This window comes from Caballeronia fortuita (assembly GCF_001544835.2).
Classification (GTDB): domain Bacteria; phylum Pseudomonadota; class Gammaproteobacteria; order Burkholderiales; family Burkholderiaceae; genus Caballeronia; species Caballeronia fortuita.
The window spans coordinates 411,335-436,261 of the sequence record NZ_FCNX02000001.1; the positions used below are offsets into that span (position 1 = coordinate 411,335).

Sequence of the window (24,927 nt, forward strand, 5' to 3'; positions counted from 1 at the left end):
CTTACTGCACGGACACGGCGCCGAAGTTGACGCGCCCGAACGGACTCACGTCATAGCCGCTGACGTTCGCGCGCGTGAGCGCGGCGGCGGTCGGATAGACGAGCGGAATCCACAGCGCCTGATCGTGGATGATCTTTTGGGCGTCGACATACGACTTCGTGCGTTTGGCGACATCGGCGGTCGACTTGCCATCGGCGATGAGCTTGTCGAGTTGCGGGTCGCAATAACGCGCGAAGTTGATGCCCGACTTCACCGCGTTGCAACTGAATAGCGGCGACATGTAGTTGTCCGGGTCGCCGTTGTCGCCGGCCCAGCCCATGAACAGCATGTCGTGCTGGCCTTGCTTGGCTTCCTTGATGAGCTCGCCCCACTCGATCACCTTGACCTGCGCCTTCACGCCGATCTTCGCAAGGTCGGCTTGCAGCAGTTCCGCGCCCGCCTTCGGATTCGGATTCAGCACGCTGCCGTTCGGGCGCACCCAGATCGTCGTGTCGAAACCATTCGGAAAGCCCGCGTCGGCGAGCAGCTTCTTCGCATCCGCCGACGAGTACTTGTACGCCGCGATGTTCTTGTCGTAGCTCCACGTATTAGGCGGATACGGATTCACCGCGGCCGTGCCCGTGTTGTCGAACACGGTCTTCATGTAGGTCGTACGATCGAACGCCATGTTGATCGCCTGACGCACCTTCGGATTGTCGAGCGGCTTCTTCTGCGTGTTGAGCGCCACAAACGCCGTCATGAACGCGGGCGCTTCGCTCACTTTCAGCGCCTTGTCCTTCTTCGCGTCGATGACGTCCTGCGGCTTCGGCGACAGCGCGATCTGGCATTCGCCCGCCTTGATCTTCTGCGCGCGCACGGCGGCATCGGGCGTGATCGCGTAGATCAGCCGGTCGACCTTCGGCTTCGTGCCCCAGTACGACGGATTCACGTCGTAACGGATGATCGAATCCTTCGTATAGCTCTTCAGCACGAACGGGCCGGTGCCGATCGGCTTGCTGTTCAGATCGGTCTGCTGGTTCGCCTTGAGCAGCTTGTCCGCATATTCGGATGAATAGATCGATGCGAAGCCCATCGTGAGAATCGGCACGAAGGTCGCGTTCGGCTCGTTGAGCTCGAATTTCACGGTGCGATCATCGACTTTCGATACGGCCTTGATGAGCTTCACGAGACCCATCGACTGCGCGTGCGGAAAGCCGCTCGCGCCCGCGACCTTGTGCCAGGGATTGTCGTCGGACAGCATGCGCGAGAACGTGAAGACGACGTCGTCGGCATCGAGCGCGCGCGTCGGCTTGAAGTAATCGGTCGTCTGAAATTGCACATTCGGCCGAAGATGGAACGTGTACGTGAGGCCATCGCTGCTCACATCCCACTTTTCCGCGAGAGAGGGCACGACTTTCTTCGCGGCTTCATCGTAAGAGACGAGCGTGTTGAAGACGACATCCGCCGAAGCATTGGTCGTCACGAGCGAATTGAACTGCACGACATCGAAGCCGTCCGGGCTTGATTCGGTGCAGACGGTGAGCGGCTTGGACATCGCGAGCGTCGGCGCGGCGAGGAGCGCCATCGCGGCGGCGACGGCGAAGAAATTCAGGCGCATGAGATCTCCCGTGATCTTCATTTTTTGTATATGGATGAGCGTGGCGCGCAGCAAGCGATGCGCCCGGCGCGGCCAGATTACCCAATGGATTCGCCCGCGACAACGATCCGTTCGGCATACGCATATGCGCGGCTTGCCGAAACGGGACGCATCGGGCTAAACTTGCGCGTCTTTGGGGAGTAGCCTTCCTTCGTGAGCGAAGGAGAACGCGTCAACATCCTCGGCTCTGCTGCCGTGGCGCGTTCGACCGGAACGGTTTGGCGAGACCATCGATGCGCTATGTCGTTCTTGGTCGGACGGCGCGTGGCGCATCGTGGTTCGCTTGACGTCCGGCCGTGGAATCATCGTGTCCCCACAACTAAAACATCTCCGTCTTCCGCGCACGCTTGCGCACCCATCGCATATTTCGATGCGAGGTGCCGCATGACGATGCTCTTCCTCGAACTCGCGCTGATGCTCGCGATCATCCTGATCGCGTCGGAGCTTTTCACGAATGCGCTCGAACATCTCGGCGAGCGGCTCGGCATTTCCGAAGGCGTGACCGGATCGCTGTTCGCGGCTGTCGGCACGGCGCTGCCGGAAACGACGGTGCCGATCATCGCGCTGCTCGGCGGCACCACGAGCCGCGCGGTCAACGAAGAGATCGGCGTGGGCGCGATTCTCGGCGCGCCGCTCATGCTCGCGACGCTTTCGACCTGCCTCATGACGTTCGCGATCCTCAAGTCGCGCGGCTTGCGCGGACGCATCGTGCCCGAGCGCAGCGGCTTCGTGCGCGATCTCAACTTCTTTTTGTTCGCGTTCCTGATCGCGTGCGCGGCGATGTTCGTGCCGCATCACGCGTGGCAGGTGCGCGCGCTGTTCGCGGCCGGGCTCGTCGCGCTCTATGTCATCTATGTGATTGCGACGTTCAGGGCTTCGGCGAAGCTCGTCGAAGGCGGCCACGGAACGGAAGCGCCCGAGGCGTTGTTCGCATCGCGGATCGGGCTGAAGACGTCCGTCGGCACGATCATGCTGCAGTTTCTCGTCGGCATCGTGCTGCTCGTAGGCGGCGCGAAAGGCTTCATTCACGGCGTCGAAGGCGTGTCGCACGCGCTGGGCATTTCGCCGCTGCTGCTGTCGCTCATCATCATTCCGATTGCGACCGAACTGCCGGAAAAGGTGAACAGCATTCTCTGGGCGCGCCGAGGGAAGGACACGCTCGCGTTCGGCAACATCACCGGCGCGATGGTGTTTCAAGGGACGTTGCTGCCGGCGATCGGCATCATGCTGACGCCGTGGGAGCCGCGCGTCGAAGTGCTGACAGGCGTGCTCATCACGCTCGCGGCGGCGGCGTGGCTGCGGATCAACGCGAAGGCAGGCGGCGTCGTGCTCTGGGCACTGCTCGGCAACGGCGTGCTGTACGTGGCATATCTCGCGCTGACGCTGGGACGTTGACGGCGCGGGCGCGCGCAAATAAGAATGCCCGCCGAAGCGGGCATCAAGAGCGAAGCAGCGCGCCCGGATTCAGCGCGTCGTTCTTGTTGTTCTTAGAAGGGTTATCGGCGCGGTCGAAAGAAACTTTAGAACCTTTTCGAGCCGATGAAGCGCCGATGCCCGCTCCGGCAGGACGACCGTTTCGCGCGTATGCTTTTCGATCCGTCCATTTCGCATCGGAGCAGACATGCAGACACGCAGCATCGGCACATCGGAAGTGAAAGTCGCGCCGCTCGTCTTCGGCGGCAACGTGTTCGGCTGGACCGCCGACGAGCGCACGTCGTTCTCGATCCTCGACGCGTTCGTCGATCACGGCCTGAATTTCATCGACACCGCGGACGTCTATTCCGCCTGGGTCGACGGCCATCAGGGCGGCGAATCCGAGACGATCATCGGCAAATGGTTCAAGGAAAGCGGCAAGCGCCATCAAGTCGTGCTCGCGACGAAAGTCGGCAAGCTCTCGACGCGCCCGGGCCTTTCGGCGGCGAACATCGCGGCAGCCGTCGACGATTCGCTGCGGCGTCTCAAAACCGATTACATCGACGTCTACTTCTCCCATTACGACGACGAGGACACGCCGCTCGCCGAAACGCTCGACGCGTATCAGAAGCTCATCAAGGCGGGCAAGGTGAGGGTGATCGGCGCGTCGAACTATACCGGCGAGCGGGTCGAAGAGGCGCTCAGAATCGCGAAGGATTCGGGTCTGCCGGCCTATCAGATTCTTCAGCCCGAATACAACCTTTACGACCGCGAAGGCTACGAGACCGGCCTGGAGCCGGTGGCGCGCCAGCACGAACTCGCTGTCGTGCCTTATTACGCGTTGGCGAGCGGCTTTCTGTCGGGAAAATATCGCTCGAAGGAAGACACGCGAAACAGGGCGCGCGGCTCTCGCGTCGAAAAATATCTCGATGCGCGCGGCCTGAGGATTCTCGCCGCGCTCGACGAAGTCGCCAATCGCAACGACACGACGCCCGCGACGGTCGCGCTCGCTTGGCTGATCGCGCGTCCGGGCGTGACGGCGCCGATTGCGAGCGCCACGTCCGTCGCGCAACTGGAAAGCCTCGCCGCCGCGACGCGCCTGCCGCTCGCCGCCGACGACCTCCATCTGCTCGACGAAGCCAGCGCGTGGCAGAAATAAATCTGTTGCATCAATGAGTTGGATGGCTCGCGATGGTTGGCAGCGGCGCGGTGTTCTGGTAACATCGCGCCCGAATCGAGAAATGTGCCCGATTTTCCTGCCTTCGCTGCTGAGAATGACAACGTCAACAAGCAGCGGCGAACGGCTCCGAAACGCGCCTTCGTGTGGTTCCTTCGAAAGCGCATGCCGCTTGCGCGGCTGAATCTCAACGCTCTCTTTTCCGGCCTCCGTGGCCGCTTTGCTCGTGTCCGCCGCCGTTTCGCGTCCGGCGGACGATCGGAGTGCCGGGGCGCGGTTTCAATCGCCGCGCGCTTGAAATACGTTTAGCAAACCAGGATTTACATGACCACTATCGTCCTCAAAGAAAACGAGCCGTTCGATGTCGCGATTCGCCGTTTCCGTCGCACCATCGAGCGCAATGGCCTGATCGCCGAACTGCGTGAACGCCAGTCGTACGAAAAGCCGACCACCGAGCGCAAGCGCAAGAAGGCTGCTGCCGTCGCGCGTCTGCGCAAGCGCCTGCGCAGCCAGATGCTGCCGAAGAAGATGCACTAAGCGTCTCGTTCGGGCGGGAATCTCCGGATTCCCGTCTGGAACGGCAAACGGCGGTGCGACCTGTAAGGGCGCACCGCCGTTTCGTTTTCAGGCTGTCGCGTTTAGACGAACGCTTTCAGACGAACGCGTGACGCTTGCCGAGGGCCGCGAGCAATTCCGGCCATTCGTCGATATCGGCGTAATCGTGAACTTCTTCCAGTTCGATCAGTAGATCGATGACGTTCGGATCGTACGCATTCACGTTCGATGCGTAGAGCGCGCGCAGCAGCTTGCCGTCACGCGCATGCCGATAGTACGAAATGCCGACGCCTTCCAGCTCCGGCTCGTAAAGATCGTCGCGCACGAGCGAGCCGATCGCACACTTGCGGCCCTCCGGACTGCGCAGCCGGCACGACCCGTTGTCGTCTTCCGATACCGCGCGCTGCGTCAGCAAGTGCTCACTGACGCGCTCGTAAATGTCCTTCGGGCTCAACATCGTAATGGGGCTCAACATCACAACACCTGCAATTCACGCGGCCGTTTTAAGAAGTTCGGCGGACAGCCCGAACTGACGCGCGATCGATGCCAGCCGTTCGCGCCATTCCCATCTGCCGAAGACGTCGTGGACGTTCTGCAGACACGAAAGCAACTCGACAGTGTTGGGATCGAACACATTGATGCGTGCACGCAGAAGGGCGCGCTTGAGCGCCGCGACGCCGGCATCCATGTACGCGGGCACGTGCTCGGGCGGCTTCGCAATGAAGCGGATCGGCACGCCTTCCATCGCGGACACATAGTCGCGCGGCTTGATGAAGCGTCCGACAGGACAGCCGCCGCAGTACCCCCGATAGGCGCCGCCGCCGTGCGGCAACAAAGCCGCTTGCCCCTGTCCGAAAAGATGCTGGACCGCGCTGTTGAAAATCTCCTGATGAGTCAGGAAGTTCAGGCTTTTCATGATCTTCTCCCCTGCGCCCCTGCGCAGCGGCCATACGTTCAAGTATTCGAGAACCTCACCTGCCTACCGGCGGCCGCGTCGTCGTGAAAATGCTCAACACGAATGACGCTTGCCGCCTGCACCCTGCATCTCGCACGGCGGTCTTCCCGGTCTGGGGCGTAGTGCCGCGCACTCAGTGAACGGTCCGTACACCGCTGTTATAGCGGTTCAGCCCGGTAAAAAGGTGCGCCACCGCACGCGAGGACGCCATTTTTACACGGCGCGTACGTTCGTGCAGTGCGGAAAACCCGGCACAAAGCCTTGCAGTTCGGGGAATTGCGCGTGCTTCACTGCAAAAAAATTGCCTTCTATAAGGATTTACCCGTATGCGCGCATTTTGCGCTCACGGATGTTGTCGAAAAGCAAAAAATCTCCGCATAGGAATACGCTCAATCTGCCGACCCGGTCGCAACCTTTCGCCGTGTTTTAGGCTTTCTGCGCGACAGGCAATCGGCGGCGTGATCGTTGACCATGCCGGTCGCCTGCATGAAGGCATAGCAAATGGTCGTGCCGACGAATTTGCAGCCGTACTTCTTGAGTGCCTTGCTCAATGCATCGGATTCGGGTGTCGAGGCGGGCGGGGGATGCTCTGCGTCGCGCGGCGTGTCGATGCTCTTACCGCCGACGAACGACCACACGAAGTCCGCGAACGAGCCGTGTTCCTCCTGGATCTGCTTGACGGCGCGCGCGTTGAGCACCGCGGACGCGATCTTCGCCCGGTTACGCACGATGCGCGCGTCCAGCACGATCCGCTCGATGTCCTTCTCGGTGAAGCGCGCCACCTTGTCGATGTCGAAGCCCGCGAAAAGCACGCGATAGCCTTCGCGCTTGTTGAGAATCGTCGACCAGGACAGGCCCGCCTGCGCGCCTTCGAGCACCAGCATCTCGAACAGATGCTGATCGTCGTGCGACGGGACGCCCCATTCTTCGTCGTGGTACTGGATCATTGCATCGGTCGTGGCCCAGGCGCAGCGGGTGTGATCGGTGTCTGCCATTGCGAGTCCTCATCATTTTCGAATCGCGTCAGCATAGCGGAACGGCGGCGCCGCGCCATCTATGCCATCCGGCTAATTGGCGCGCGTCGCGGCCACCGGTAAGCTTGCGCACATGACTACTTTTTCGACTTCGGCATCTGATGGCTTCCTGCTCGGCATCGACGGCGGCGGAAGCGGCACGCGCGTCATTCTCGCCGACGTGCGCGGCAACGAACTGGCGCGCGCGAGCGGCGGACCTTCGGGCCTCGGGCTCGGCGTCGAGCGCGCGTGGCAATCGATCGGCGATGCGTGCCGGCGCGCGTTCGACGCCGCCGCGCGGCCCTTCGACTGGCGCGATTGCGCGCTCGGCTGCGGACTCGCGGGCGTGAACAACGCGGACTGGCTAGCGGCGTTTCTCGGCGCGGCGCCGGACGTGCGCGCGCTGAGCGTCGAAAGCGACGCCTATACGACGGTGCTCGGCGCGCACGGCGGCGAATCCGGCGTGATCGTCGCGCTCGGCACGGGCAGCATCGCGGCGTCGCTGGATGATGCGGGTGCATGCCATATCGCGGGCGGCTACGGTTTCCCTAGCGGCGATGAAGCCAGCGGCGCGTGGCTCGGTTTGCGCGCCGTGGTTCATCTTCAGCGCGTGCTCGACGGCCGCGCACCGGAAGACGCGTGGTCGCGAGCCTTGCTCGCCAAAACCGGCGCGAAGGATCGCGACAGTCTCGTCGTCTGGCTTTGCGCCGCGAATCAGACCGCATACGCGACGCTCGCGCCGACAGTGTTCGAGTTTCACGATCATCCGGTCGCAGCGCGGCTGCTCAAGCGCGCGGCTCTCGAGATAGAGCGTCTGGTTGGGGCGCTCGATCCCGCGAGCGCGCTGCCCGTCGCGTTGTGCGGCGGACTCGCCGCGCCTTACGAGCCGTTCGTGCCGGAGGCGCTGCGCGGACGCGTGCGCGCGCCACTGGCCGATTCGGCGGCGGGCGCGCTCGAACTGGCGCGCCGCGCGGCATTCCCGGTTGCCGGCAATCCGGCGCGATAAAATAGCGCCCTTCGCGGCACCACAAAGGCAGTCATGTACTCGGTCATCGCTACTGATCTCGACGGTACGCTTCTGAACAGCGACCACCAGCTCGATCCCTTCACCGCCGAAACCGTGCGCACGCTGGCGGCGCGCGGCGTACCCATCATCATCGCGACGGGGCGGCATTATCGCGACGTCGCCGGTATCCGCAATGTGCTCGGCGTGGACGCCTACCTCATCACGTCCAATGGCGCGCGCGTGCATGCACCCGGCGATCAGCGCATCTACTCGCGCGATCTCGATCCCGCCGCCGTGCGCCGTCTCGTGCAGCCGGACCTCGCCGGCAGCGAACGCGTCATCGTCAATCTGTTCGCGGACGACGCGTGGCTCATTGACCGTCATGCGCCCGAACTGCTGGTCTTTCACCAGGATTCGGGCTTCAAGTATGAGGTGATGGATCTGCGCGAGCATGACGGCGAGAACATCGCGAAAGTGCTTTATATCGGCGATCCGGAGGATCTGAAGCAAACCGCCGCGAATCTGGAACGCGAGTTCGGCGATTCGCTGTACGTCACGTATTCCCTGCCGGATTGCCTGGAAGTGATGACGTCGGACGTATCGAAGGGGCGCGCGCTGCGTTTCGTGCTGGAGCGGCTGGATATCGATACCGCGCAGTGCGTCGCGTTCGGCGACAACATGAACGATATCGATCTGCTCGAAACCGCCGGGCATCCGTTCATGATGAACAACGCGAATCCCGATCTCATCAAGCGTCTGCCGAACGTGCCGCGCATCGGATACAACTTCGAGGCGGGCGTCGCGCATCAACTGCGCAAGCTGTTCGGCATTCGCGACGAACTGGCGTCGCCGGGACAGACGCCCGACTGAGCCGCGTCATGACGGGCCGCCGGTGTGCGCCGGCGGCCCGTGTTCTTATCCACGATGGCCCCAATTGTTGCCATAGCCGCCGTGGTTCCAGCCCGCGCGGTTATAGCGTCCGTAATCGCGGTTGTCATGCCAGCGGGGCGCTTCATGGCGATAGTACGGCGCGCGGTACGCGGGCACCGCCGGGCGCACATACACCGGAGCCGGCGCCACGTAGGCCGGCGCGCCGAGCGAGACGCCGATGTGCAGATCGTTGTGAGCCTGAGCCGCTCCGACTGCACCGATAGCAAGGCCGGTCGCGACGAGCAAGTGGGTGACGATGCGCTTCATTGTGCTTCTCCTTTGAGGCGACGTGTGTCGCATGAGTCCAATTTAAGCGTCCGCCGTCTTACATGCTTCGAGGACTTGTTACGGTGTGCAAGGACGGCGTAAGGGATGAAGCGCGCGATCAGGAAATCGTTGACTAGCCGAGAGCCTTGTCTGGCGCGCCTTTCACGCGGGGTTCGATTTCATTTCGATCGAATTGACCGACATTCATAAGCAGGCTGCGTAATTCGGCATTACATTTGTCGCGCTCGTTTAATCTTTCGCGTGCGCTTCGGGCCGCAAAAACGACAACGGGCGCATGTCGCGCCCGTTTTGCTTACCGCCGATATGTGCCGCTAAGGCTTACTTCTGACGCGTCAACGTCGGATAAAGCACGCCCGCGATAATCGCACCGACGATCGGCGCGATCCAGAAGAGCCACAACTGATCGAGCGCCCAGCCGCCGACGAAGAACGCCTGGCTCGACGAGCGCGCCGGATTCACCGACGTATTCGTGACCGGAATCGAGATCAGGTGGATGAGCGTCAGGCACAGACCGATGGCGAGCGGCGCGAAGCCTTTCGGCGCGCGGTCGTCCGTGGCGCCGAGGATCACGAAAAGGAAGAAGAACGTCATCGCGACTTCGCAGACGAGCGCTGCCGTCATCGAGAAATGGCCCGGCGAGTGCTCGCCGAAGCCGTTCGCGGCGAACGCGCTCGAAGCGAAATCGAAGCTCGGATTGCCCGTCGCGATGAGATAGATGACCCATGCGCCGAGCGTCGCGCCGATCACCTGTGCGGCGATGTACGGCACGAGGTCGCGTACCGGGAAGCGGCCCGCCGTCGCGAGACCGATGCTCACCGCCGGATTCAGGTGGCAGCCGGAAACGTGACCGATGGCGTAGGCCATCGTCAGCACGGTGAGACCGAATGCCAGCGAAACGCCGGCGAATCCGATGCCGAGTTGAGGAAAGGCCGCGGCGAGCACGGCGCTTCCGCAACCGCCCAGCACGAGCCAAAAAGTACCGAAAAGTTCAGCGCCGAGACGCTTCGACAAATGCATGATCCTGCCTTCGTGAAAAAGAAAAAGCCGTTGATTTCAAACAAGAACGCGTGTCGTGCTTGCGCAGCGGAGTGTAAGCGCGACGTCTTTCGCGGACTGTCAAAAATGGTTGATCGGCTCTTAATTCACGGGCATCGGATCGAATCTTCGGATTGTTCCTTATCGGGAAATGCAACGACACGCGCAATTGAACACGCGCGCGTGGCGCGGACAAAAAAATGCCGCCCGGCAGGCGGGCGGCATCGGTGCAACTCGAGGTGAAAGAAGACTTATCAGCCCACCGCAACCTGGCGCAGCATCGGGCGCTTGGCGGCCTGAAGCATCGCCGTATAGCTTTCGACGTAGTTCTGCGCCATCGTGTGCGCACTGAAGCGGCGCTCGAACTGCGCGCGAATTTCCGTGCGCGAGAGTTCGTCGAGACGTTGCAGCGCGCCGACCGCGCCTTGCACGTCCTCGCAGATGAAGCCCGTCACGCCGTGATCGATGACTTCCGGCACCGAACCGCGATTGAACGCGATCACCGGCGTGCCGCACGCCATCGCTTCGATCATCACGAGGCCAAAAGGCTCGTTCCAGTCGATCGGAAAGAGCAGCGCCTTCGCGCCCGACAGAAATTCCGGCTTCTGCGCTTCATTGATCTCGCCGATGAACTCCACATGCGCCTGCGACAGCAGCGGTTCGATCGTCGACTTGAAATATTCCTGATCGACCTTGTCGACCTTGGCGGCGATCTTCAGCGGCAAACCGCTCTGCGCCGCGATCTTGATCGCGAGGTCGGCACGCTTTTCCGGGCAGATGCGGCCGAGGAACGCCAGATATTCAGGCTTCTTCGCCGGCTGCGGCGTTAGCAAGTCATTCGGCAGGCCGTGATAAACGGTGTTCAGCCAGTTCGCTTGCGGCAGCGGACCGCGCTGATTGTCCGAGATCGAAATGACGTTCGCCTTCGTGAACGTGTTAAAGATCGGTTGCAGTTCCGGCAGGTCCAGACGGCCGTGCAGCGTCGTCACGAACGGCGTGTCCATCTGCGTGAACAGCGGGAACGGCATGTAGTCGAGGTGAAAGTGCAGCACGTCGAACTCGTGCGCGCGCTGGCGGACGGTTTCGAGCAGCAGCATGTGCGGCGCGAGGGCGTCGCGCACGGTCGGGTCGAGACGCAGCGCGCGCGGCCACACCGGCTCGAGCGTCGCCTTGGTTTGCGAATCGCCGCTTGCGAACAAGGTTACATCGTGGCCGAGCTCGACGAGCGCATCGGTCAGATATGACACGACGCGTTCAGTGCCGCCGTAAAACTTCGGAGGGACTGCTTCGTGCAACGGTGCAATTTGTGCGATTCGCATAACGTGACTCTCCATGTAGGTGAGGCATTGCAGTCACGCTCCGGTCGAGCGCTCAACACATGCCATTCGGGCGGGCCGCGTGTGATGTGACGCCGCCCGAGATCGCCCGGACATGAAGAAAACATCGCGACCGGGTTATCCCTTACTGCTCATTATCGGGATCGAGGGCGGCATTACACGTCATTTTTCAATCGCTTATCGTTGTTACAGCGCGAAACATGTGCTGTTACGAAGTCAGAAATTGCACCGATGTAGACGAGAAGGACGCATCTGACGCGTGAAACACGCCGCGAGGCCATTTAGCAAGTGGCGGTCCCGCGCCGCGGGGAGGGCTGCGGAATGAAAGCGGCATGTTTCACGCGCTTCGACCATAAAGTCAGACGAATAGGTGCCGATAATTCATATCTGCCGATCGGCAATGGAAACGGTCGCGCTGTAAGAATTTTTCCGACACGAATCTTCGCGAAACTCCGTCGCTGCGTCGGATGTTTTATCCGACAGGCGCGGGCGCGGGCATCGGCGACAATCGAATCGAATACAAGACAACGCGGGCGGGCCGCGTTCGCATGTCCATTGCGAGCGCGAGCAAACGATCAACCCGCCGGGCCTGACCAGCCACGCATCGATTCGGGGTAGAGAATGACGACCAGCCATACGAGTACGCTCGCGGAAATCCACGAGGTGAATCTGTCGTACTTGCTCCTCGCAAAGCGGCTTCTTCAGGAAGACCGCGTTTCGGCGATGTACCGCCTCGGCCTGTCCGAGCAGGTCGCGCAGGTGCTGACTTCGCTGTCGCTCGCGCAGGCCGTGAAAGTGGCGTCGTCGAGCCATGTGCTGTGCCGCTTTCGTTTCGACGACCACGCGATCCTCGCCTCGCTCGCCGACAAGGACAAGAACGCGGCGATCGCGCACGCTCACGCGTCGATTCTTCTCGCCGACAGTCCCGTCGAGCAGATCGGCTGAGCGCGAACGCCGATGGCGACGAAAAGCGTGCTCGCGGAAGTCCGCGAAATAACTCTGGCGATCGAACTCGTCGAGCTGGGCGCGCGGCTGCAATTGCTCGAAGCCGAAACGAGCCTGTCGCGCGACCGTCTCATCAAGCTCTACAAGGAGCTGAAGGGCGTTTCGCCGCCCAAGGGCATGTTGCCGTTCTCGACCGACTGGTTCATGACGTGGCAGCCGAACATCCATTCGTCGCTGTTTCACGGCATCTATCGCTTCATGGCCGACAACGACAAGAACCAGCCGACGATCCAGGCGATCGTCAAAAGCTACCGCCTCTATCTGGAACACGCGGCGCTCTACGGCGACGAGCCGGTGCTGTCGCTCACGCGCGCGTGGACACTCGTGCGCTACTTCGAGTCCGGCATGCTGCAAACGAACGCGTGCACGCGTTGCGGCGGACGTTTCGTCGCGCACGCCTACGAACTGCGCGCGGGTTACGTGTGCGGCCTGTGTCAGCCGCCGTCGCGCGCGGGCAAGACGCGCAAGGCCGCGTTGCCGCACGGTGCGGGCGAACGCGCGCCACGCATCGCGGCCTGACGCCGCAGCCCTTTTGCGGCGCGGGTTTTACCGTTTGCCGCCGCTCCGGACTTGCCCCCAAAGTTTTCCAGTCGAGTGCCGTAAACCACTTAACGGCGGTCTTACCGCATCGAAACGTGAGGACTCGACTGTGCTGATTTTCATTGGATCGCTCGTGACATTGCTGTCCGTTTTCGGCGGCTATGCCATCGAAGGCGGCCACCTTGGCGCGCTCATGCAGCCGGTCGAAATTCTGATGATCGCGGGTGCGGGCATCGGCGCGTTCATCCTCGGCAACAACGTCAAGACCATCAAGGCGACGATTCAGGTTTTGCCGACGCTCTTCAAGGGCGCGAAGTACGACAAGAGCATGTATATGGAGCTGATGGGTCTGCTCTACGTGCTGCTCGCCAAGGCGCGCAAGGAAGGCACGCTCGCGCTCGAAGCGGATATCGAAGATCCGTCGAAGAGCCCGGTCTTCAGCCAGTACCCGAAGATTCTCGCGGACCATCACATCGTCGAATTCCTGACGGATTATCTGCGTCTCATGGTGAGCGGCAACATGAACGCGTTCGAAATCGAAAGCCTCATGGACGAGGAGATCGAGACGCATCACGTCGAAGGCGAAGCGCCCGCGCACGCGCTCACCAAGGTCGGCGACGCGATGCCCGCGTTCGGCATCGTCGCGGCGGTGATGGGCGTCGTGCACACGATGGCCTCCGCCGATCAGCCGCCCGCGATTCTCGGCGAGATGATCGCGCAGGCGCTCGTCGGCACCTTCCTCGGCATTCTGCTTTCGTATGGCTTCATCGGCCCGCTCGCCAATGTGGCGGAGCAGCGCGTCGCGGAGCAGACCAAGATGTTCCAGTGCATCAAGGTGACGATTCTCGCGAGCCTGAACGGCTACGCGCCCGCGATCGCGGTGGAGTTCGGCCGCAAGGTGCTGTTCTCGACGGAACGCCCGTCGTTCTCCGAACTGGAAGAACACGTGCGCCGGGTCAAGTCGAAGTGACGCCTGACCCAACCTTCGCATCAGCCGAGATACAGCGATGAGCAACGATAACGATCGCCCGATATTCATCAAGCGCGTCGTCGCGGGCAAGAAGGGCCATCACGGCGGCGCGTGGAAACTCGCCTACGCGGACTTCATGACCGCGATGATGGCGTTCTTCCTCTTGATGTGGCTGCTTTCGTCGACTTCGCCCGTGCAGCGGCGCGGCATCGCCGAATACTTCCAGATGCCGCTCAAGGCCGCGATGGTCGGCGGCAAGACCGTCGGCATGGACAACAGCATCATCACCGGCGGCGGGCGCGACATCTCCAGCATCGAGGCGGGCGCGGCGCGGCGCAGCGACGGCAGCACGCAGCTCGCGCAGCGCGCTTCGTCCGACACCGACGAAGAACTGCTCAAGGCCGCGCAAGGCGAACTCGAACGGCGCGAGCAGGTGCGCCTGCACGACCTTCAGGTGAAGCTGATGGCCGCGATCGAAGCCAATCCGACGCTGCGCCAGTTCAAGCAGCAGATCCGCATCGAATCGACGCAGCAGGGCTTGCGCATCGAGATCGTCGATACGCAGAAGCGCCCGATGTTCGCGCTCTCCAGCAACGCCGTGCAGCCGTACATGCGCGACATCCTGCGCGAGATCGGCCGGTCTTTGAACGACGTGCCGAACCGCATCGTCGTGCAGGGCCACACCGACGCCGTGAAGTACGCGGGCGGCGACAAGGGATACAGCAACTGGGAACTCTCGGCGGATCGCGCGAACGCGTCGCGGCGCGAGCTGGTCGCGGGCGGCATGGACGAAGCGAAGGTGATGCGCGTGCTCGGACTCGCATCGACGCAAAACCTCAACAAGAAGGATCCGCTCGATCCGGAGAACCGGCGCATCAGCGTGATCGTGCTCAATCGCAAAACGGAAATGTCGATGCTGCGCGACGACGGCTCCGGCGGCGCGACGCTCGACAACGGCACGGACGCGAACGGCAATCCGTCGACGGCGCTCGGCCAGCTCATTCCCGGCATCGCGGCGAAACCTGCCGCGAACTGAGCAAATACCTCGAAAAGACGCTCAAGTGTCGACACGTTTCGACCGTCATCACGGCAAGAGACAAACATGATCAAGAACATTCTGGCAATCGACGATTCCGCCGCGATGCGGCAAATCCTCTCGGCGACGCTGGCGACGGCGGGTTACGAAGTGACCGTCGCGTCGGACGGCGACGAAGGGCTGGAGTGGGCGCTCGCGGAGCACTTCGATCTCGTTCTGACCGACCAGCACATGCCGGGCAGAAGCGGGCTCGATCTGATCGCGGCGCTGCGCGGCAATCCCGCGTATCGGGCCACGCCGATTCTCGTGCTGACGACCGAGGGCGGCGAGCCGTTCAAGGACGCGGCGCGCTCGGCGGGCGCGACAGGCTGGATCGAGAAGCCGCTCGATCCGGATCTGCTGACCGAACTGGTCGCCGCGCTCTCGGAAGACACGCAGCACTAAAGCCGAAGCACAAGACAACCCGCGCACGCACGCGCCGATGGTGACTCAAGCATGACACTCGACATTACCCAGTTCTATCAAACCTTCTTCGACGAAGCGGACGAACTGCTCGCGCAGATGGAGCAACTGCTGCTCGTTCTGGACATCGCGAATCCCGATCCGGAAGACCTCGCGGCGATCTTTCGCGCGGCGCATTCGATCAAGGGCGGCGCGGCGACGTTCGGCTTCACCGCGCTCACCGAAACGACGCACATCCTCGAATCGCTGCTGGACCGCGCGCGCAATAACGAGCTCGTCCTGCGCCGCGACATGATCGACACGTTCCTCGCGACGAAGGACGTGCTCTCGGATCAGCTCGCCGCGTATCGCGCGAGCGCCGAGCCGGATGCGGCCGCCGCAGCCGCGATCTGCGCGAAGCTGGAGCGCCTGAAGAACGAAACGGCCGATGCAGCCGCGCCGTCGGCGAAGCACGAAGCGACGCCCGCGCCTGTCTCAGTGCCCGCTCCCGCCGCGCCGGCCTACGACGGCCCGAACGCCGCGCCCGCGCATGTGCTGGAACAGGCGATCGACGCGATCGAAGACGACGGCAACTGGGACGGCGCGTTCGAACTGGCCGATGGCGCGAACGCAGGAACCACGAATGCGGGAACCGCTGCCGGCGCGCCGGCGGCGGAAGCTGGACCCCACCTGAAAATTACGCTACGGGGGGTGGGCGAGAAGGACCTGGCGACTCTGATCGAGGAGCTGGGGAATCTGGGAAGCATCGTCGGAGAAAACAAGACGGACGCCGAGTACGTGGTTTGGCTCGACTCGGACGTCCCCGCCGACGATATCGTCGCCGTGTGCTGCTTCGTGATCGACGAGAAGCAGATCGCGATCGGCCGTGGCGACGCGGCGGCGCAGTCCGCCGAAGCAACGCAGCAAGCAGAAGAAGCAGCACGCACGCTACGGGAAGAGCCGAAGCAATCGCAGGCGCCCGACGCGCCCGCATCCGCGGCCGGCAAGGAAGCACCAAAAGAAGAAGCGGCGACGGCGGCGGGTTCGAAAGACCCGTCCGTCGTCCAGCCGTCCAAAGCAGCCGCGAGCGATGCCGACAAGAAGGCGCGCCCGCAGGCGGCGGCATCGGCGGAAGGCAGCTCGATTCGCGTCGGCGTCGAAAAGGTCGATCAGCTCATCAATCTGGTCGGCGAACTCGTCATCACGCAGGCGATGCTCGCGGAAACCACGAGCACGTTCGATCCCGCGCTGCACGACCGTCTTTTCAACGGCATGGCGCAGCTCGAACGCAACGCGCGCGATCTGCAAGAGGCCGTCATGTCCATCCGCATGATGCCGATGGATTACGTTTTCAGCCGCTTCCCGCGCCTCGTGCGCGACATCGCCGGCAAGCTCGGCAAGGAAGTGGAACTCGTCACGTTCGGTCAGGCTACCGAACTCGACAAGAGCCTGATCGAACGCATCATCGATCCGCTCACGCACCTCGTGCGCAATTCGCTCGATCACGGCATCGAAACCGTGGAAGCGCGCCGCGCGGCGGGCAAGTCGACGACCGGCCAGCTCGTGCTGTCGGCGGCGCATCACGGCGGCAACATCGTCATCGAAGTGAGCGACGACGGCGCCGGCCTGCGCCGCGACAAGATTCTCGCGAAGGCGCAAAAGCAGGGCATGCAGGTCTCCGAATCGATGAGCGACGAAGAAGTCTGGCAACTCATCTTCATGCCGGGCTTCTCGACCGCCGAACAGGTCACCGACATTTCCGGCCGCGGCGTCGGCATGGACGTCGTGAAGCGCAACATCCAGTCGATGGGCGGGCATGTGGAAATCATGTCGCGCCAGGGCGCGGGCACGACGACGAAGATCGTGCTGCCGCTCACGCTCGCGATCCTCGACGGCATGTCGGTGAAGGTCGGCAACGAGATCTTCATTCTGCCGCTGAACTTCGTGATGGAGTCGCTGCAACCGGTTGCCGAAGACATCTACACGGTCGCCAACGGCGAGCGCGTGGTGCGCGTGCGCGGCGAATATCTGCCGCTCGTCGCGCTGCATCGCGTGTTCGATGTCGACGGCGCGCGCACCGAGCCTACGCAAGGCATCGTCACGATCATGCAGACGGAAGGACGCCGCTTCGCGATGCTGATCGACGAGCTCGTCGGCCAGCAGCAAGTCGTCGTAAAGAACCTCGAAACGAATTACCGCAAGGTGCACGGCATTTCCGCCGCGACCATCCTGGGCGACGGCAGCGTCGCGCTGATCGTCGACGTGGCCGCGCTCAACCGCGAATCGCGCGCGCAGCACGGCGCCCATTCTCACTGATATCGAAGGAGCCTTTTCATGGCAGACGTTCAAACGATTCATACCGCTGCGCCTTCGCGACGTGATGCGCAGCACGCCGAAGCCGCGGGGCAGGAGTTTCTCGTGTTCACGCTCGGCGCCGAGGAATACGGCATCGACATCCTGAAAGTGCAGGAGATTCGCGGCTACGACAACGTTACGCGCATCGCGAACGCGCCCGGGTTCATCAAGGGCGTGATCAATCTGCGCGGCATCATCGTGCCGATCGTCGATATGCGTATCAAGTTCAATCTGGGCCGCGTCGAGTACGACAACCAGACGGTCGTCATCATCCTGAACGTCGCGCATCGCGTGGTCGGCATGGTGGTCGACGGCGTGTCGGACGTGCTCACGCTGACGCAGGAGCAGGTGATGCCCGCGCCGGAATTCGGCGGCACGCTCGCGACGGAATACCTCACGGGCCTCGGCACGGTCGATGGCCGCATGCTGATCCTGATGGACATCGAAAAACTCATGACGAGCCGCGAGATGGAGTTGATCGACTCCGTCGCCGCATAAAGCACGCAGGGAAGAAGCCATGCTGAAGAAGTTGTCGATCCGCACGACGCTCACGCTCGTCGGCCTGTTGTTCACCGGATGCGCCGCGCTCATCGGCGTGCTCGCGCTCGTCGGCCTCAATTCCGCCGGCGCATCGCTCACGTCGCTCGCGCAGGAAGACATGGTTGCGATGCGCGCGCTCTCGGAAACGTCGTCGTATCTGCTGCGCTCGCGCGTCACGCTCGACCGCGTGCGTTCGCTCACCGAAGCGGGCAGCACGGAAGAAGCGAAGAAGGCGATCGATCGCGGCCAGTATCTGCTCGACAAGAGCAACGAGAACTGGAAGCTCTATATCGACACACCCAAGCCGACGCTGCCGAAAGAAACGCTCGACACGCTCGTCGCGCAGCGCGACGCGCTCGTGAAGACGGGCGTCGAGCCGGAGTTCGCCGCGATCCGTGCGAACGACCTGGCCGCGTATCACGCGATCGCCGACACGAAGATCAGCCCGATGTTCGTCTCGTTCGATCAGGCAGTGACGGCCGCCGTCGCCGCGCATCAGGCGCACGCGGAGGAATCGCGCGCGGGCACGGCCTCGCATATCGCGGCGCTCAACATGACGATCGGCGCGGTGCTCGCACTCGCGGTGCTGATGCTCGTCGGCACGCGCATGGCGCTCTCGAGCCTGATCGTGAAGCCGATCAACGATGCCGTCGATCACTTCGACCGCATCTCGCGCGGCGATCTCACGCAGTCCGCGCACAGCGACAGCGGCAATGAAATCGGCCGCCTGTTCGCAGGCATCGAACGCATGCGCGGCAATTTGACCGCGATGGTCGGCGCGGTGCATCGCGGCGCGGAATCGATCGATGTCGGCGCGCATGAAATCGCGAGCGGCAACACGGATCTCTCGCAGCGCACGGAAGAGCAGGCGGCGTCGCTGCAGGAAACGGCGTCGAGCATGGAAGAACTGACGAGCACGGTGAAGCAGAACGCCGACAACGCGCGCCAGGCGAGCCAGCTCGCGGTGAACGCATCGGATATCGCATCGCGCGGCGGCGAAGTGGTCGAGCAGGTCGTCGATACGATGCACGCCATTGCATCGAGCTCGAACAAGGTCGTCGACATCATCGGCGTGATCGAAGGCATCGCGTTCCAGACCAACATTCTCGCGTTGAACGCGGCCGTCGAAGCGGCGCGCGCGGGCGAGGAAGGACGCGGCTTCGCGGTCGTGGCGGGCGAAGTGCGCTCGCTCGCGCAGCGCAGCGCGGCGGCGGCGAAGGAAATCAAGACGCTGATTGGCGATTCGGCCGCGAAGGTCGACAGCGGCACGGAACTCGTCGCGCGCGCCGGTCAGACGATGGGCGAGATCGTGCAGGCGGTGCGCCGCGTGACCGACATCATGGGCGAGATCAGCGCGGCGTCGGAAGAACAGTCCGACGGCATCGAGCAGGTCAATCGCGCCGTCACGCAGATGGACAGCGTGACGCAGCAGAACGCCGCGCTCGTCGAAGAAGCGGCGGCCGCGGCGGCATCGCTCGAAGATCAGACGCGTCAACTGAAGGACGTGGTCGCGCAATGGCGTCTGGAAAGCGCGGCGCCCGTGCGTGCGAGCGCATCGACGGCGGCGGCGCGCATCAAGGCGTCGGCGCGCGTCGAGCCGTCGACGTCTTCGGTTGCCTCGGTCGTGTCGAAAGCGAAGTCCGTCGAGATGCCAAAAGTTGCGCCGGAAGCAGCCGTTAATAAGGATGTAGCGAAGGAAGCAGCGAAGGAAGCAGCGAAGGAAGCAGGAAAGGAAACCGCGAAGGCAGCAGCACCCGAAGCGCCGAAGGCCGTAAAGAAGCCGGCGAGCGTAAAGCCCGCACCGGCCCCGCGCGCGAAAGCGACGACCGCCGACGACGGCGACTGGGAAACCTTCTAACCGCACCGCAAACGAATACGGCCATGCAGGCATCGCGCATCACGATCGATAACCGGCGTTTCACCGCAGCGCACGGAAGACGCGAGTCCGCATGGTCGAGCGCGACGAACACGCCACATCGGGCGTCAGGAACGACGTCAAGGAAGCACGAGACATCATGATGGCAACGCGCAACACGCGCGTCGACTTGCCCGCCAATGTGCGCGGCACCGAAGTCGAACGCGATTTCGAATTCACGTCGGCGGACTTTGCCCGCATTCGCGAGCTGATTCATCGCCGCGCGGGCATCTCGCTGTCCGACCATAAACGCGACATGGCGTACAGCCGCCTCGCACGCCGTCTGCGCGCGTGCGGCATCGATACGTTCAAGCAGTATCTCGACCGCCTCGAAACGCACGAGGACAACGCCGAGTGGGAAGCGTTCGTCAACGCGCTGACCACGAACCTCACGGCGTTCTTCCGCGAATCGCATCACTTTCCGATTCTCGCGGACTTCGTGAAGCGCCGGCAGCAGCCGTTCTCGGTGTGGTGCTCGGCGGCATCGACGGGCGAGGAGCCGTATTCCATCGCGATGACACTCGTCGAAGCGCTCGGCGAACACGCGGCGCGCCAATGCACCGTGTTCGCGAGCGATATCGATAGCCAGGTGCTCGCGAGGGCCGAAGCGGGCGTGTACTCGCTCGATCAGGTGAAGGCGCTGTCCGTCGAACGTCTCAAGCGCTTTTTCCTGAAGGGCACCGGCTCGCACGCGGGTCTCGTCAAAGTGCGTCCCGAGTTGCGCGCGATGGTGAACTTCGGCCGCGTGAATCTGACCGAAGCGCGCTACGACGTGAAAGGCCCGTTCGACGCGATCTTCTGCCGCAACGTGATGATCTACTTCGACAAGCCGACGCAAGGGCAAGTGCTCTCGCGCTTCGAGCCTCTGATGAAGCCGGGCGCGCTGCTGTTCGCCGGACATTCGGAAAATTTCACGTATGTCTCGCAGGCATTCAGGCTGCGCGGCCAGACCGTGTACGAACTCGCGCGCGATACGAAGGTCGCGAGCGGATCGAGGCGCGCGCTCGCGGGAGAACCGGCATGAGCGGTCTGCCGATGGCGTCGAATCTCTATTTCGACAATCACTTCCAGAAGCCGGGCGTGAAGCTCCTGCCGAACGAGTTCTACATGACGAGCGAAGACATGGTGCTCGTCACCGTGCTCGGTTCGTGCGTGGCGGCATGCATCAACGATCGCACGGCGGGCATCGGCGGCATGAATCATTTCATGTTGCCCGATGACGGTTCCGACGCATCGCACGCCGCGTCGGATTCGATGCGCTACGGCGCGTACGCGATGGAAGTGCTCATCAACGAACTCATCAAGCGCGGCGGACGGCGCGAACGCTTCGAAGCGAAAGTGTTCGGCGGCGGCGCGGTGCTCGCGGGCATGACGACGATCAACATCGGCGATCGCAACTCGGAGTTCGTGCGGCGCTATCTCGCGCTGGAGAAGATTCGCATCGTCGCCGAGGACCTGCAGGGCGCGCATCCGCGCAAGGTCGCCTTCATGCCGCGCTCGGGCCAGGTGATGGTCAAGAAGCTGAAGACGGCGCATGACCCGGTCGTCGTCGAACGCGAGCAGGCGCTCGTGCAGCGCACGCCGGAAGAACGCGCGGAGCGGCTCGCGAAGGCGCGGGCGCGCGTCGAGCTGTTCCAGTCGAATGCGAAGCCGCGCGCGGAGCTGTTCACGACGAACGCGAACGCGTCGGCGTCGCGGCGTCCGCGCGTCGAGTTGTTCACGTCGCGCCTGAAGACCGTGGAGGAAGCATGAACACAGCGCAAAAGATCAAGGTGCTGTGCGTCGACGATTCGGCGCTCGTGCGCAGCCTGATGACCGAGATCATCAACTCGCAGCCCGACATGCACGTGTGCGCGACCGCGCCCGATCCGCTCGTCGCGCGCGAACTCATCAAGCTGCATAACCCGGACGTGCTCACGCTCGACGTCGAGATGCCGCGCATGGACGGCCTCGACTTCCTGGAAAAGCTGATGCGCTTGCGGCCGATGCCGGTCGTGATGGTGTCGTCGCTGACCGAGCGTGGCAACGAAATCACGCTGCGCGCGCTGGAACTCGGCGCGGTCGATTTCGTCACGAAGCCGAAAGTCGGCATCCGCGACGGCATGCTCGACTACGCGGAAAAGCTCGCGGACAAGGTGCGCGCCGCATCGCGCGCACGCGTGAAGCAGGCCGCGCATGTGGCGAGCGCGCCGGCGGGCGGCGTCGCGCACAAGCCCGCGCCGCATTTCAACAACCCGCTCGTGTCGACGGAAAAGCTCGTGATCGTCGGTGCATCGACGGGCGGAACGGAAGCGATCCGCGAAGTGCTCGTGCCGCTGCCGCCCGATGCGCCCGCGGTGCTCATCGCGCAGCACATGCCGCCGGGTTTTACGAAGTCGTTCGCGCAGCGTCTGAACGGGCTGTGCCGCATCACGGTGAAGGAAGCGGAACATGGTGAGCGCGTGCTGCCGGGCCACGCGTATATCGCGCCGGGCCACGCGCATCTGGTGCTCGCGCGAAGCGGGGCGAACTATGTCGCGCATCTGTCGGATGCGCCGCCGGTGAACCGGCATCGGCCTTCGGTCGACGTGCTGTTCCGCTCGGCGGCGCAGCACGCGGGCAAGAACGCGATAGGCGTGATCCTGACCGGCATGGGCCGCGACGGCGCCGCCGGTCTTTTGGATATGCAGCAGGCGGGCGCCCACACGCTCGCGCAGGACGAAGCGAGTTGCGTGGTGTTCGGCATGCCGCGCGAAGCGATTGCAATGGGCGGTGCGAGCGAAATCGCGCCGCTCTCTGAAATGAGCCGGCGCGTGATGGCACGGCTTGCCTCGATGGGCGAACGCGTACAGCGCGTCTGAACTTTGGATTTACGCGGCGCCGCCGCATTGAGAACACACGGGAGTAATGATGGACAAGAACATGAAGATCCTCGTCGTCGACGATTTTCCGACGATGCGCCGTATCGTGCGCAACCTGCTCAAGGAGCTGGGTTACGGCAACGTCGACGAAGCGGAAGACGGCGCGGCGGGGCTCGCGCGTCTGCGCGGAGGCGGCTTCGATTTCGTGATCACCGACTGGAACATGCCGAATCTCGACGGGCTGTCGATGCTGCAGCAGATCCGCGCGGACGCGACGCTCTCGCATCTGCCGGTGCTGATGGTGACGGCGGAATCGAAGAAGGAAAACATCATCGCGGCGGCGCAGGCGGGCGCGAACGGTTATGTGGTGAAGCCTTTCACGGCCGCCACGCTCGACGAGAAGCTCACCAAGATTCTCGAGAAGATGGCCAAAGCGGGGAGCTGATCTTGAACGATCTCACCACTGAACTGGCAGCCGCGGTTGCCGAAGCCGAAGCGGATCCGTCGAGCGATCGTATCCTCGCACGCATCGGCCAACTGACGCGCACGCTGCGCGATTCGATGCGCGAGCTCGGCCTCGACAAGCAGGTCGAAGCCGCGGCGCAAGCCGTGCCCGACGCGCGCGACCGTCTGAAATACGTCGCGACGATGACCGAGCAGGCCGCCGAGCGCGCGCTCAACGCGATCGAGCTCGCCAAGCCGATGCAGGAATCGATGCAGACCGAAGCGCAGGCGCTCGACGCGCGCTGGGCCAAATGGTACGACGCGCCGCTCGCGCAGGGCGAAGCAGGCGAATTGCTCGCGCAGACGCGCACGTTCCTGCAAAGCGTGCCCGGACGGACGCAGGCGACCAACGCGCAACTGCTCGAAATCATGCTCGCGCAGGATTTCCAGGATCTGACCGGCCAGGTCATCAAGAAGATCACGGACGTCGTGTATCTGATCGAACAGCAATTGCTCGGCGTGCTGCTCGAAAACATCGCGCCGGAGCGCCGGGAGCAGTTCGCGGCGTCGGCGGCGGCGCTGATGTCGTCGGCGGTGACGGGTAGTCCGGAGAGCTTGCTGAACGGCCCGCAGATCAATCCGGAAGGACGCAGCGACGTCGTGCAGGATCAGGAGCAGGTCGACGATCTGCTCGCGAGCCTGGGATTCTGACGCAGCCGCTTTTCCGGTTCTTTTCTGACCATCGAAGAACGCGAAGCGCATACCATTGCGCTTCGCGTTTTTGCGTTTGTGCGCTGGCGAACGTTAGGACTATTCGGCGCGGCTGGCATACTGGCGGTATTCGCGCTGAAAAATGAGGGGCGAAAAGCGGTGGCATCTGTCACTCAATCGTCAAGAACCGGGCGCAAAGATTGCGCGCGCGACCGGCAGATAACCGATAGGAGGCCCAGTGAAGGCACCGAAGCAATCCCGTCATGGGCGTTTTTTCAGCACGCTGGCGTTCGTCGCCGGCGCGCTGAGCGCAGGCGCAGCAGCGCCTGCATACGCAGTGCTCGGCGGCCAGCCGATGGACACGCCGCAAGGCGCTACCAATTCGTCGTCGACGCAGGCGGTCGCGCGTGCGGCCGTCGCGAGCGGTGCGTTGAGTACATCGTCGGCATCGACATCGAATTACACCATTCGCTCGACCACGCTCGCGAGCGGCACGGTCGTCAACGAATACCTGAGCACGGAAGGCGTCGTGTTCGGCATCGCGTGGCACGGTCCGCGCGTGCCGGATCTCGCGGGCCTGCTCGGCAGCTATTTCCCGCAATATCAACAAGGCCTGAAGGCGCAGCGCGCCGCGCGCGGCAGCCGTGGGCCGGTGAGCGTGCAGGGCTCCGGGCTCGTCGTGGATTCGGGAGGGCACATGGGTTCGTTCGCGGGCAGCGCGTACCTGCCGCAATCGTTGCCCGCCGGCGTGTCCGCCAGCGACATCCAGTAAGCGACGGGAGACT

General features: G+C 63.2%; 26 protein-coding genes and 1 riboswitch. Of the genes, 19 read left to right on the top strand and 7 right to left on the bottom strand.

Annotated elements, in window-relative coordinates; all coding sequences use genetic code 11:
• Nucleotide 1 precedes the first annotated feature (1 nt).
• Entirely contained in the window at nt 2-1,597 is a 1,596-nt protein-coding gene (locus AWB77_RS01915; protein ID WP_061133121.1) for an ABC transporter substrate-binding protein, read from the bottom strand.
• A 162-nt stretch (nt 1,598-1,759) separates the two neighbouring features.
• Nucleotides 1,760-1,932, top strand: a riboswitch (yybP-ykoY riboswitch).
• Between the two features lie 88 nt (nt 1,933-2,020).
• Here AWB77_RS01915 and AWB77_RS01920 point away from each other — a divergent pair.
• The 3 genes from AWB77_RS01920 to rpsU all read left to right on the top strand — a co-directional run bounded on the left by AWB77_RS01920 (nt 2,021) and on the right by rpsU (nt 4,763).
• Nucleotides 2,021-3,031: a sodium:calcium antiporter gene (locus AWB77_RS01920; RefSeq protein ID WP_061132686.1), complete on the top strand. Its 1,011-nt coding sequence runs from the start codon at nt 2,021-2,023 to the stop codon at nt 3,029-3,031.
• Nucleotides 3,032-3,257: 226 nt separating this feature from the next.
• On the top strand, nt 3,258-4,208 hold the full coding sequence (locus AWB77_RS01925; RefSeq protein WP_061132687.1) for an aldo/keto reductase: 951 nt from the start codon (nt 3,258-3,260) through the stop codon (nt 4,206-4,208).
• 342 nt (nt 4,209-4,550) lie between these two features.
• A complete protein-coding gene (gene rpsU, locus AWB77_RS01930; RefSeq protein ID WP_008351904.1) occupies nt 4,551-4,763 on the top strand; it encodes a 30S ribosomal protein S21 in 213 nt (70 codons plus the stop codon).
• A 115-nt stretch (nt 4,764-4,878) separates the two neighbouring features.
• On the opposite strand, the gene AWB77_RS01935 is transcribed toward rpsU, so the two are convergent.
• The 3 genes from AWB77_RS01935 to AWB77_RS01945 form a co-directional block, all read right to left on the bottom strand.
• Entirely contained in the window at nt 4,879-5,256 is a 378-nt protein-coding gene (locus AWB77_RS01935; protein WP_244158387.1) for a hypothetical protein, read from the bottom strand.
• 15 nt (nt 5,257-5,271) lie between these two features.
• Nucleotides 5,272-5,697 (bottom strand): hypothetical protein, encoded by a 426-nt coding sequence (locus tag AWB77_RS01940; RefSeq protein WP_061132689.1) that lies wholly within the window; start codon nt 5,695-5,697, stop codon nt 5,272-5,274.
• Nucleotides 5,698-6,125: 428 nt separating this feature from the next.
• Nucleotides 6,126-6,731 (bottom strand): DNA-3-methyladenine glycosylase I, encoded by a 606-nt coding sequence (locus AWB77_RS01945; RefSeq protein ID WP_061132690.1) that lies wholly within the window; start codon nt 6,729-6,731, stop codon nt 6,126-6,128.
• Between the two features lie 112 nt (nt 6,732-6,843).
• On the opposite strand from AWB77_RS01945, the gene AWB77_RS01950 reads away from it, so the two are divergent.
• Together AWB77_RS01950 and AWB77_RS01955 are read left to right on the top strand one after the other, a co-directional pair.
• Entirely contained in the window at nt 6,844-7,755 is a 912-nt protein-coding gene (locus tag AWB77_RS01950) for a glucosamine kinase nucleotide-binding domain-containing protein (RefSeq protein ID WP_061133122.1), read from the top strand.
• Between the two features lie 33 nt (nt 7,756-7,788).
• The gene (locus AWB77_RS01955; RefSeq protein ID WP_061132691.1) at nt 7,789-8,625 is read left to right on the top strand and encodes a Cof-type HAD-IIB family hydrolase; all 837 of its coding nucleotides are present in this window, start codon (nt 7,789-7,791) and stop codon (nt 8,623-8,625) included.
• 45 nt (nt 8,626-8,670) lie between these two features.
• On the opposite strand, the gene AWB77_RS01960 is transcribed toward AWB77_RS01955, so the two are convergent.
• The 3 genes from AWB77_RS01960 to AWB77_RS01970 form a co-directional block, all read right to left on the bottom strand.
• Nucleotides 8,671-8,952, bottom strand: coding sequence for a hypothetical protein (locus AWB77_RS01960; RefSeq protein WP_061132692.1), 282 nt, complete (start codon nt 8,950-8,952; stop codon nt 8,671-8,673).
• Between the two features lie 339 nt (nt 8,953-9,291).
• Nucleotides 9,292-9,990: an aquaporin Z gene (gene aqpZ, locus AWB77_RS01965; RefSeq protein WP_061132693.1), complete on the bottom strand. Its 699-nt coding sequence runs from the start codon at nt 9,988-9,990 to the stop codon at nt 9,292-9,294.
• A 272-nt stretch (nt 9,991-10,262) separates the two neighbouring features.
• Entirely contained in the window at nt 10,263-11,327 is a 1,065-nt protein-coding gene (locus AWB77_RS01970; protein WP_061132694.1) for a glycosyltransferase family 4 protein, read from the bottom strand.
• 639 nt (nt 11,328-11,966) lie between these two features.
• Here AWB77_RS01970 and flhD point away from each other — a divergent pair.
• From flhD to AWB77_RS02040, 14 genes are all read left to right on the top strand, one after another.
• Nucleotides 11,967-12,290 (top strand): flagellar transcriptional regulator FlhD, encoded by a 324-nt coding sequence (flhD, locus tag AWB77_RS01975; RefSeq protein ID WP_061132695.1) that lies wholly within the window; start codon nt 11,967-11,969, stop codon nt 12,288-12,290.
• 12 nt (nt 12,291-12,302) lie between these two features.
• Nucleotides 12,303-12,869, top strand: a complete 567-nt coding sequence (gene flhC, locus AWB77_RS01980; RefSeq protein ID WP_061132696.1) for a flagellar transcriptional regulator FlhC — start codon at nt 12,303-12,305, stop codon at nt 12,867-12,869.
• A gap of 130 nt (nt 12,870-12,999) precedes the next feature.
• Nucleotides 13,000-13,860, top strand: a complete 861-nt coding sequence (gene motA, locus AWB77_RS01985; RefSeq protein WP_061132697.1) for a flagellar motor stator protein MotA — start codon at nt 13,000-13,002, stop codon at nt 13,858-13,860.
• A 37-nt stretch (nt 13,861-13,897) separates the two neighbouring features.
• Nucleotides 13,898-14,896 carry a flagellar motor protein MotB gene (gene motB, locus AWB77_RS01990; RefSeq protein WP_061132698.1) on the top strand — a complete coding sequence of 333 codons (999 nt, stop codon included), beginning with the start codon at nt 13,898-13,900 and terminating at the stop codon, nt 14,894-14,896.
• 66 nt (nt 14,897-14,962) lie between these two features.
• Complete coding sequence (locus AWB77_RS01995) at nt 14,963-15,340, top strand: response regulator (protein ID WP_061132699.1); 378 nt, start codon at nt 14,963-14,965, stop codon at nt 15,338-15,340.
• 51 nt (nt 15,341-15,391) lie between these two features.
• Nucleotides 15,392-17,653, top strand: coding sequence for a chemotaxis protein CheA (gene cheA / locus AWB77_RS02000; protein ID WP_061132700.1), 2,262 nt, complete (start codon nt 15,392-15,394; stop codon nt 17,651-17,653).
• Between the two features lie 18 nt (nt 17,654-17,671).
• Complete coding sequence (cheW, locus tag AWB77_RS02005; protein ID WP_061132701.1) at nt 17,672-18,190, top strand: chemotaxis protein CheW; 519 nt, start codon at nt 17,672-17,674, stop codon at nt 18,188-18,190.
• 19 nt (nt 18,191-18,209) lie between these two features.
• Nucleotides 18,210-20,090, top strand: coding sequence for a methyl-accepting chemotaxis protein (locus AWB77_RS02010; RefSeq protein ID WP_061132702.1), 1,881 nt, complete (start codon nt 18,210-18,212; stop codon nt 20,088-20,090).
• Nucleotides 20,091-20,247: 157 nt separating this feature from the next.
• Nucleotides 20,248-21,171, top strand: coding sequence for a CheR family methyltransferase (locus AWB77_RS02015; protein ID WP_061133123.1), 924 nt, complete (start codon nt 20,248-20,250; stop codon nt 21,169-21,171).
• Entirely contained in the window at nt 21,168-21,899 is a 732-nt protein-coding gene (cheD, locus tag AWB77_RS02020) for a chemoreceptor glutamine deamidase CheD (RefSeq protein ID WP_061132703.1), read from the top strand. The genes AWB77_RS02015 and cheD overlap by 4 nt, the downstream gene beginning before the upstream one ends.
• Nucleotides 21,896-22,987 carry a protein-glutamate methylesterase/protein-glutamine glutaminase gene (locus AWB77_RS02025; RefSeq protein WP_061132704.1) on the top strand — a complete coding sequence of 364 codons (1,092 nt, stop codon included), beginning with the start codon at nt 21,896-21,898 and terminating at the stop codon, nt 22,985-22,987. Before cheD ends, AWB77_RS02025 begins: the two co-directional genes overlap by 4 nt.
• Nucleotides 22,988-23,036: 49 nt before the next feature.
• A complete protein-coding gene (cheY, locus tag AWB77_RS02030; protein WP_008351870.1) occupies nt 23,037-23,432 on the top strand; it encodes a chemotaxis response regulator CheY in 396 nt (131 codons plus the stop codon).
• A 2-nt stretch (nt 23,433-23,434) separates the two neighbouring features.
• The gene (gene cheZ, locus AWB77_RS02035; protein WP_061132705.1) at nt 23,435-24,142 is read left to right on the top strand and encodes a protein phosphatase CheZ; all 708 of its coding nucleotides are present in this window, start codon (nt 23,435-23,437) and stop codon (nt 24,140-24,142) included.
• A 238-nt stretch (nt 24,143-24,380) separates the two neighbouring features.
• Nucleotides 24,381-24,914, top strand: coding sequence for a DUF2844 domain-containing protein (locus tag AWB77_RS02040; protein WP_082852559.1), 534 nt, complete (start codon nt 24,381-24,383; stop codon nt 24,912-24,914).
• Nucleotides 24,915-24,927: the final 13 nt, after the last annotated feature.

What these genes read in the sequence shown, in the direction of transcription:
- cheD (WP_061132703.1), top strand. Translation starts at nt 21,168, where the DNA reads ATGAGCGGTCTGCCGATGGCGTCGAATCTCTATTTCGACAATCACTTC.
- AWB77_RS01915 (WP_061133121.1), bottom strand. Translation starts at nt 1,597, where the DNA reads ATGCGCCTGAATTTCTTCGCCGTCGCCGCCGCGATGGCGCTCCTCGCC.
- AWB77_RS01945 (WP_061132690.1), bottom strand. Translation starts at nt 6,731, where the DNA reads ATGGCAGACACCGATCACACCCGCTGCGCCTGGGCCACGACCGATGCA.
- AWB77_RS02010 (WP_061132702.1), top strand. Translation starts at nt 18,210, where the DNA reads ATGCTGAAGAAGTTGTCGATCCGCACGACGCTCACGCTCGTCGGCCTG.
- motB (WP_061132698.1), top strand. Translation starts at nt 13,898, where the DNA reads ATGAGCAACGATAACGATCGCCCGATATTCATCAAGCGCGTCGTCGCG.
- AWB77_RS02025 (WP_061132704.1), top strand. Translation starts at nt 21,896, where the DNA reads ATGAACACAGCGCAAAAGATCAAGGTGCTGTGCGTCGACGATTCGGCG.
- rpsU (WP_008351904.1), top strand. Translation starts at nt 4,551, where the DNA reads ATGACCACTATCGTCCTCAAAGAAAACGAGCCGTTCGATGTCGCGATT.
- AWB77_RS02015 (WP_061133123.1), top strand. Translation starts at nt 20,248, where the DNA reads ATGATGGCAACGCGCAACACGCGCGTCGACTTGCCCGCCAATGTGCGC.
- cheW (WP_061132701.1), top strand. Translation starts at nt 17,672, where the DNA reads ATGGCAGACGTTCAAACGATTCATACCGCTGCGCCTTCGCGACGTGAT.
- cheY (WP_008351870.1), top strand. Translation starts at nt 23,037, where the DNA reads ATGGACAAGAACATGAAGATCCTCGTCGTCGACGATTTTCCGACGATG.
- cheA (WP_061132700.1), top strand. Translation starts at nt 15,392, where the DNA reads ATGACACTCGACATTACCCAGTTCTATCAAACCTTCTTCGACGAAGCG.
- AWB77_RS01920 (WP_061132686.1), top strand. Translation starts at nt 2,021, where the DNA reads ATGACGATGCTCTTCCTCGAACTCGCGCTGATGCTCGCGATCATCCTG.
- AWB77_RS01970 (WP_061132694.1), bottom strand. Translation starts at nt 11,327, where the DNA reads ATGCGAATCGCACAAATTGCACCGTTGCACGAAGCAGTCCCTCCGAAG.
- AWB77_RS01950 (WP_061133122.1), top strand. Translation starts at nt 6,844, where the DNA reads ATGACTACTTTTTCGACTTCGGCATCTGATGGCTTCCTGCTCGGCATC.
- flhD (WP_061132695.1), top strand. Translation starts at nt 11,967, where the DNA reads ATGACGACCAGCCATACGAGTACGCTCGCGGAAATCCACGAGGTGAAT.
- aqpZ (WP_061132693.1), bottom strand. Translation starts at nt 9,990, where the DNA reads ATGCATTTGTCGAAGCGTCTCGGCGCTGAACTTTTCGGTACTTTTTGG.
- AWB77_RS01935 (WP_244158387.1), bottom strand. Translation starts at nt 5,256, where the DNA reads ATGTTGAGCCCCATTACGATGTTGAGCCCGAAGGACATTTACGAGCGC.
- AWB77_RS01940 (WP_061132689.1), bottom strand. Translation starts at nt 5,697, where the DNA reads ATGAAAAGCCTGAACTTCCTGACTCATCAGGAGATTTTCAACAGCGCG.
- AWB77_RS01925 (WP_061132687.1), top strand. Translation starts at nt 3,258, where the DNA reads ATGCAGACACGCAGCATCGGCACATCGGAAGTGAAAGTCGCGCCGCTC.
- AWB77_RS01960 (WP_061132692.1), bottom strand. Translation starts at nt 8,952, where the DNA reads ATGAAGCGCATCGTCACCCACTTGCTCGTCGCGACCGGCCTTGCTATC.
- flhC (WP_061132696.1), top strand. Translation starts at nt 12,303, where the DNA reads ATGGCGACGAAAAGCGTGCTCGCGGAAGTCCGCGAAATAACTCTGGCG.
- AWB77_RS01955 (WP_061132691.1), top strand. Translation starts at nt 7,789, where the DNA reads ATGTACTCGGTCATCGCTACTGATCTCGACGGTACGCTTCTGAACAGC.
- AWB77_RS01995 (WP_061132699.1), top strand. Translation starts at nt 14,963, where the DNA reads ATGATCAAGAACATTCTGGCAATCGACGATTCCGCCGCGATGCGGCAA.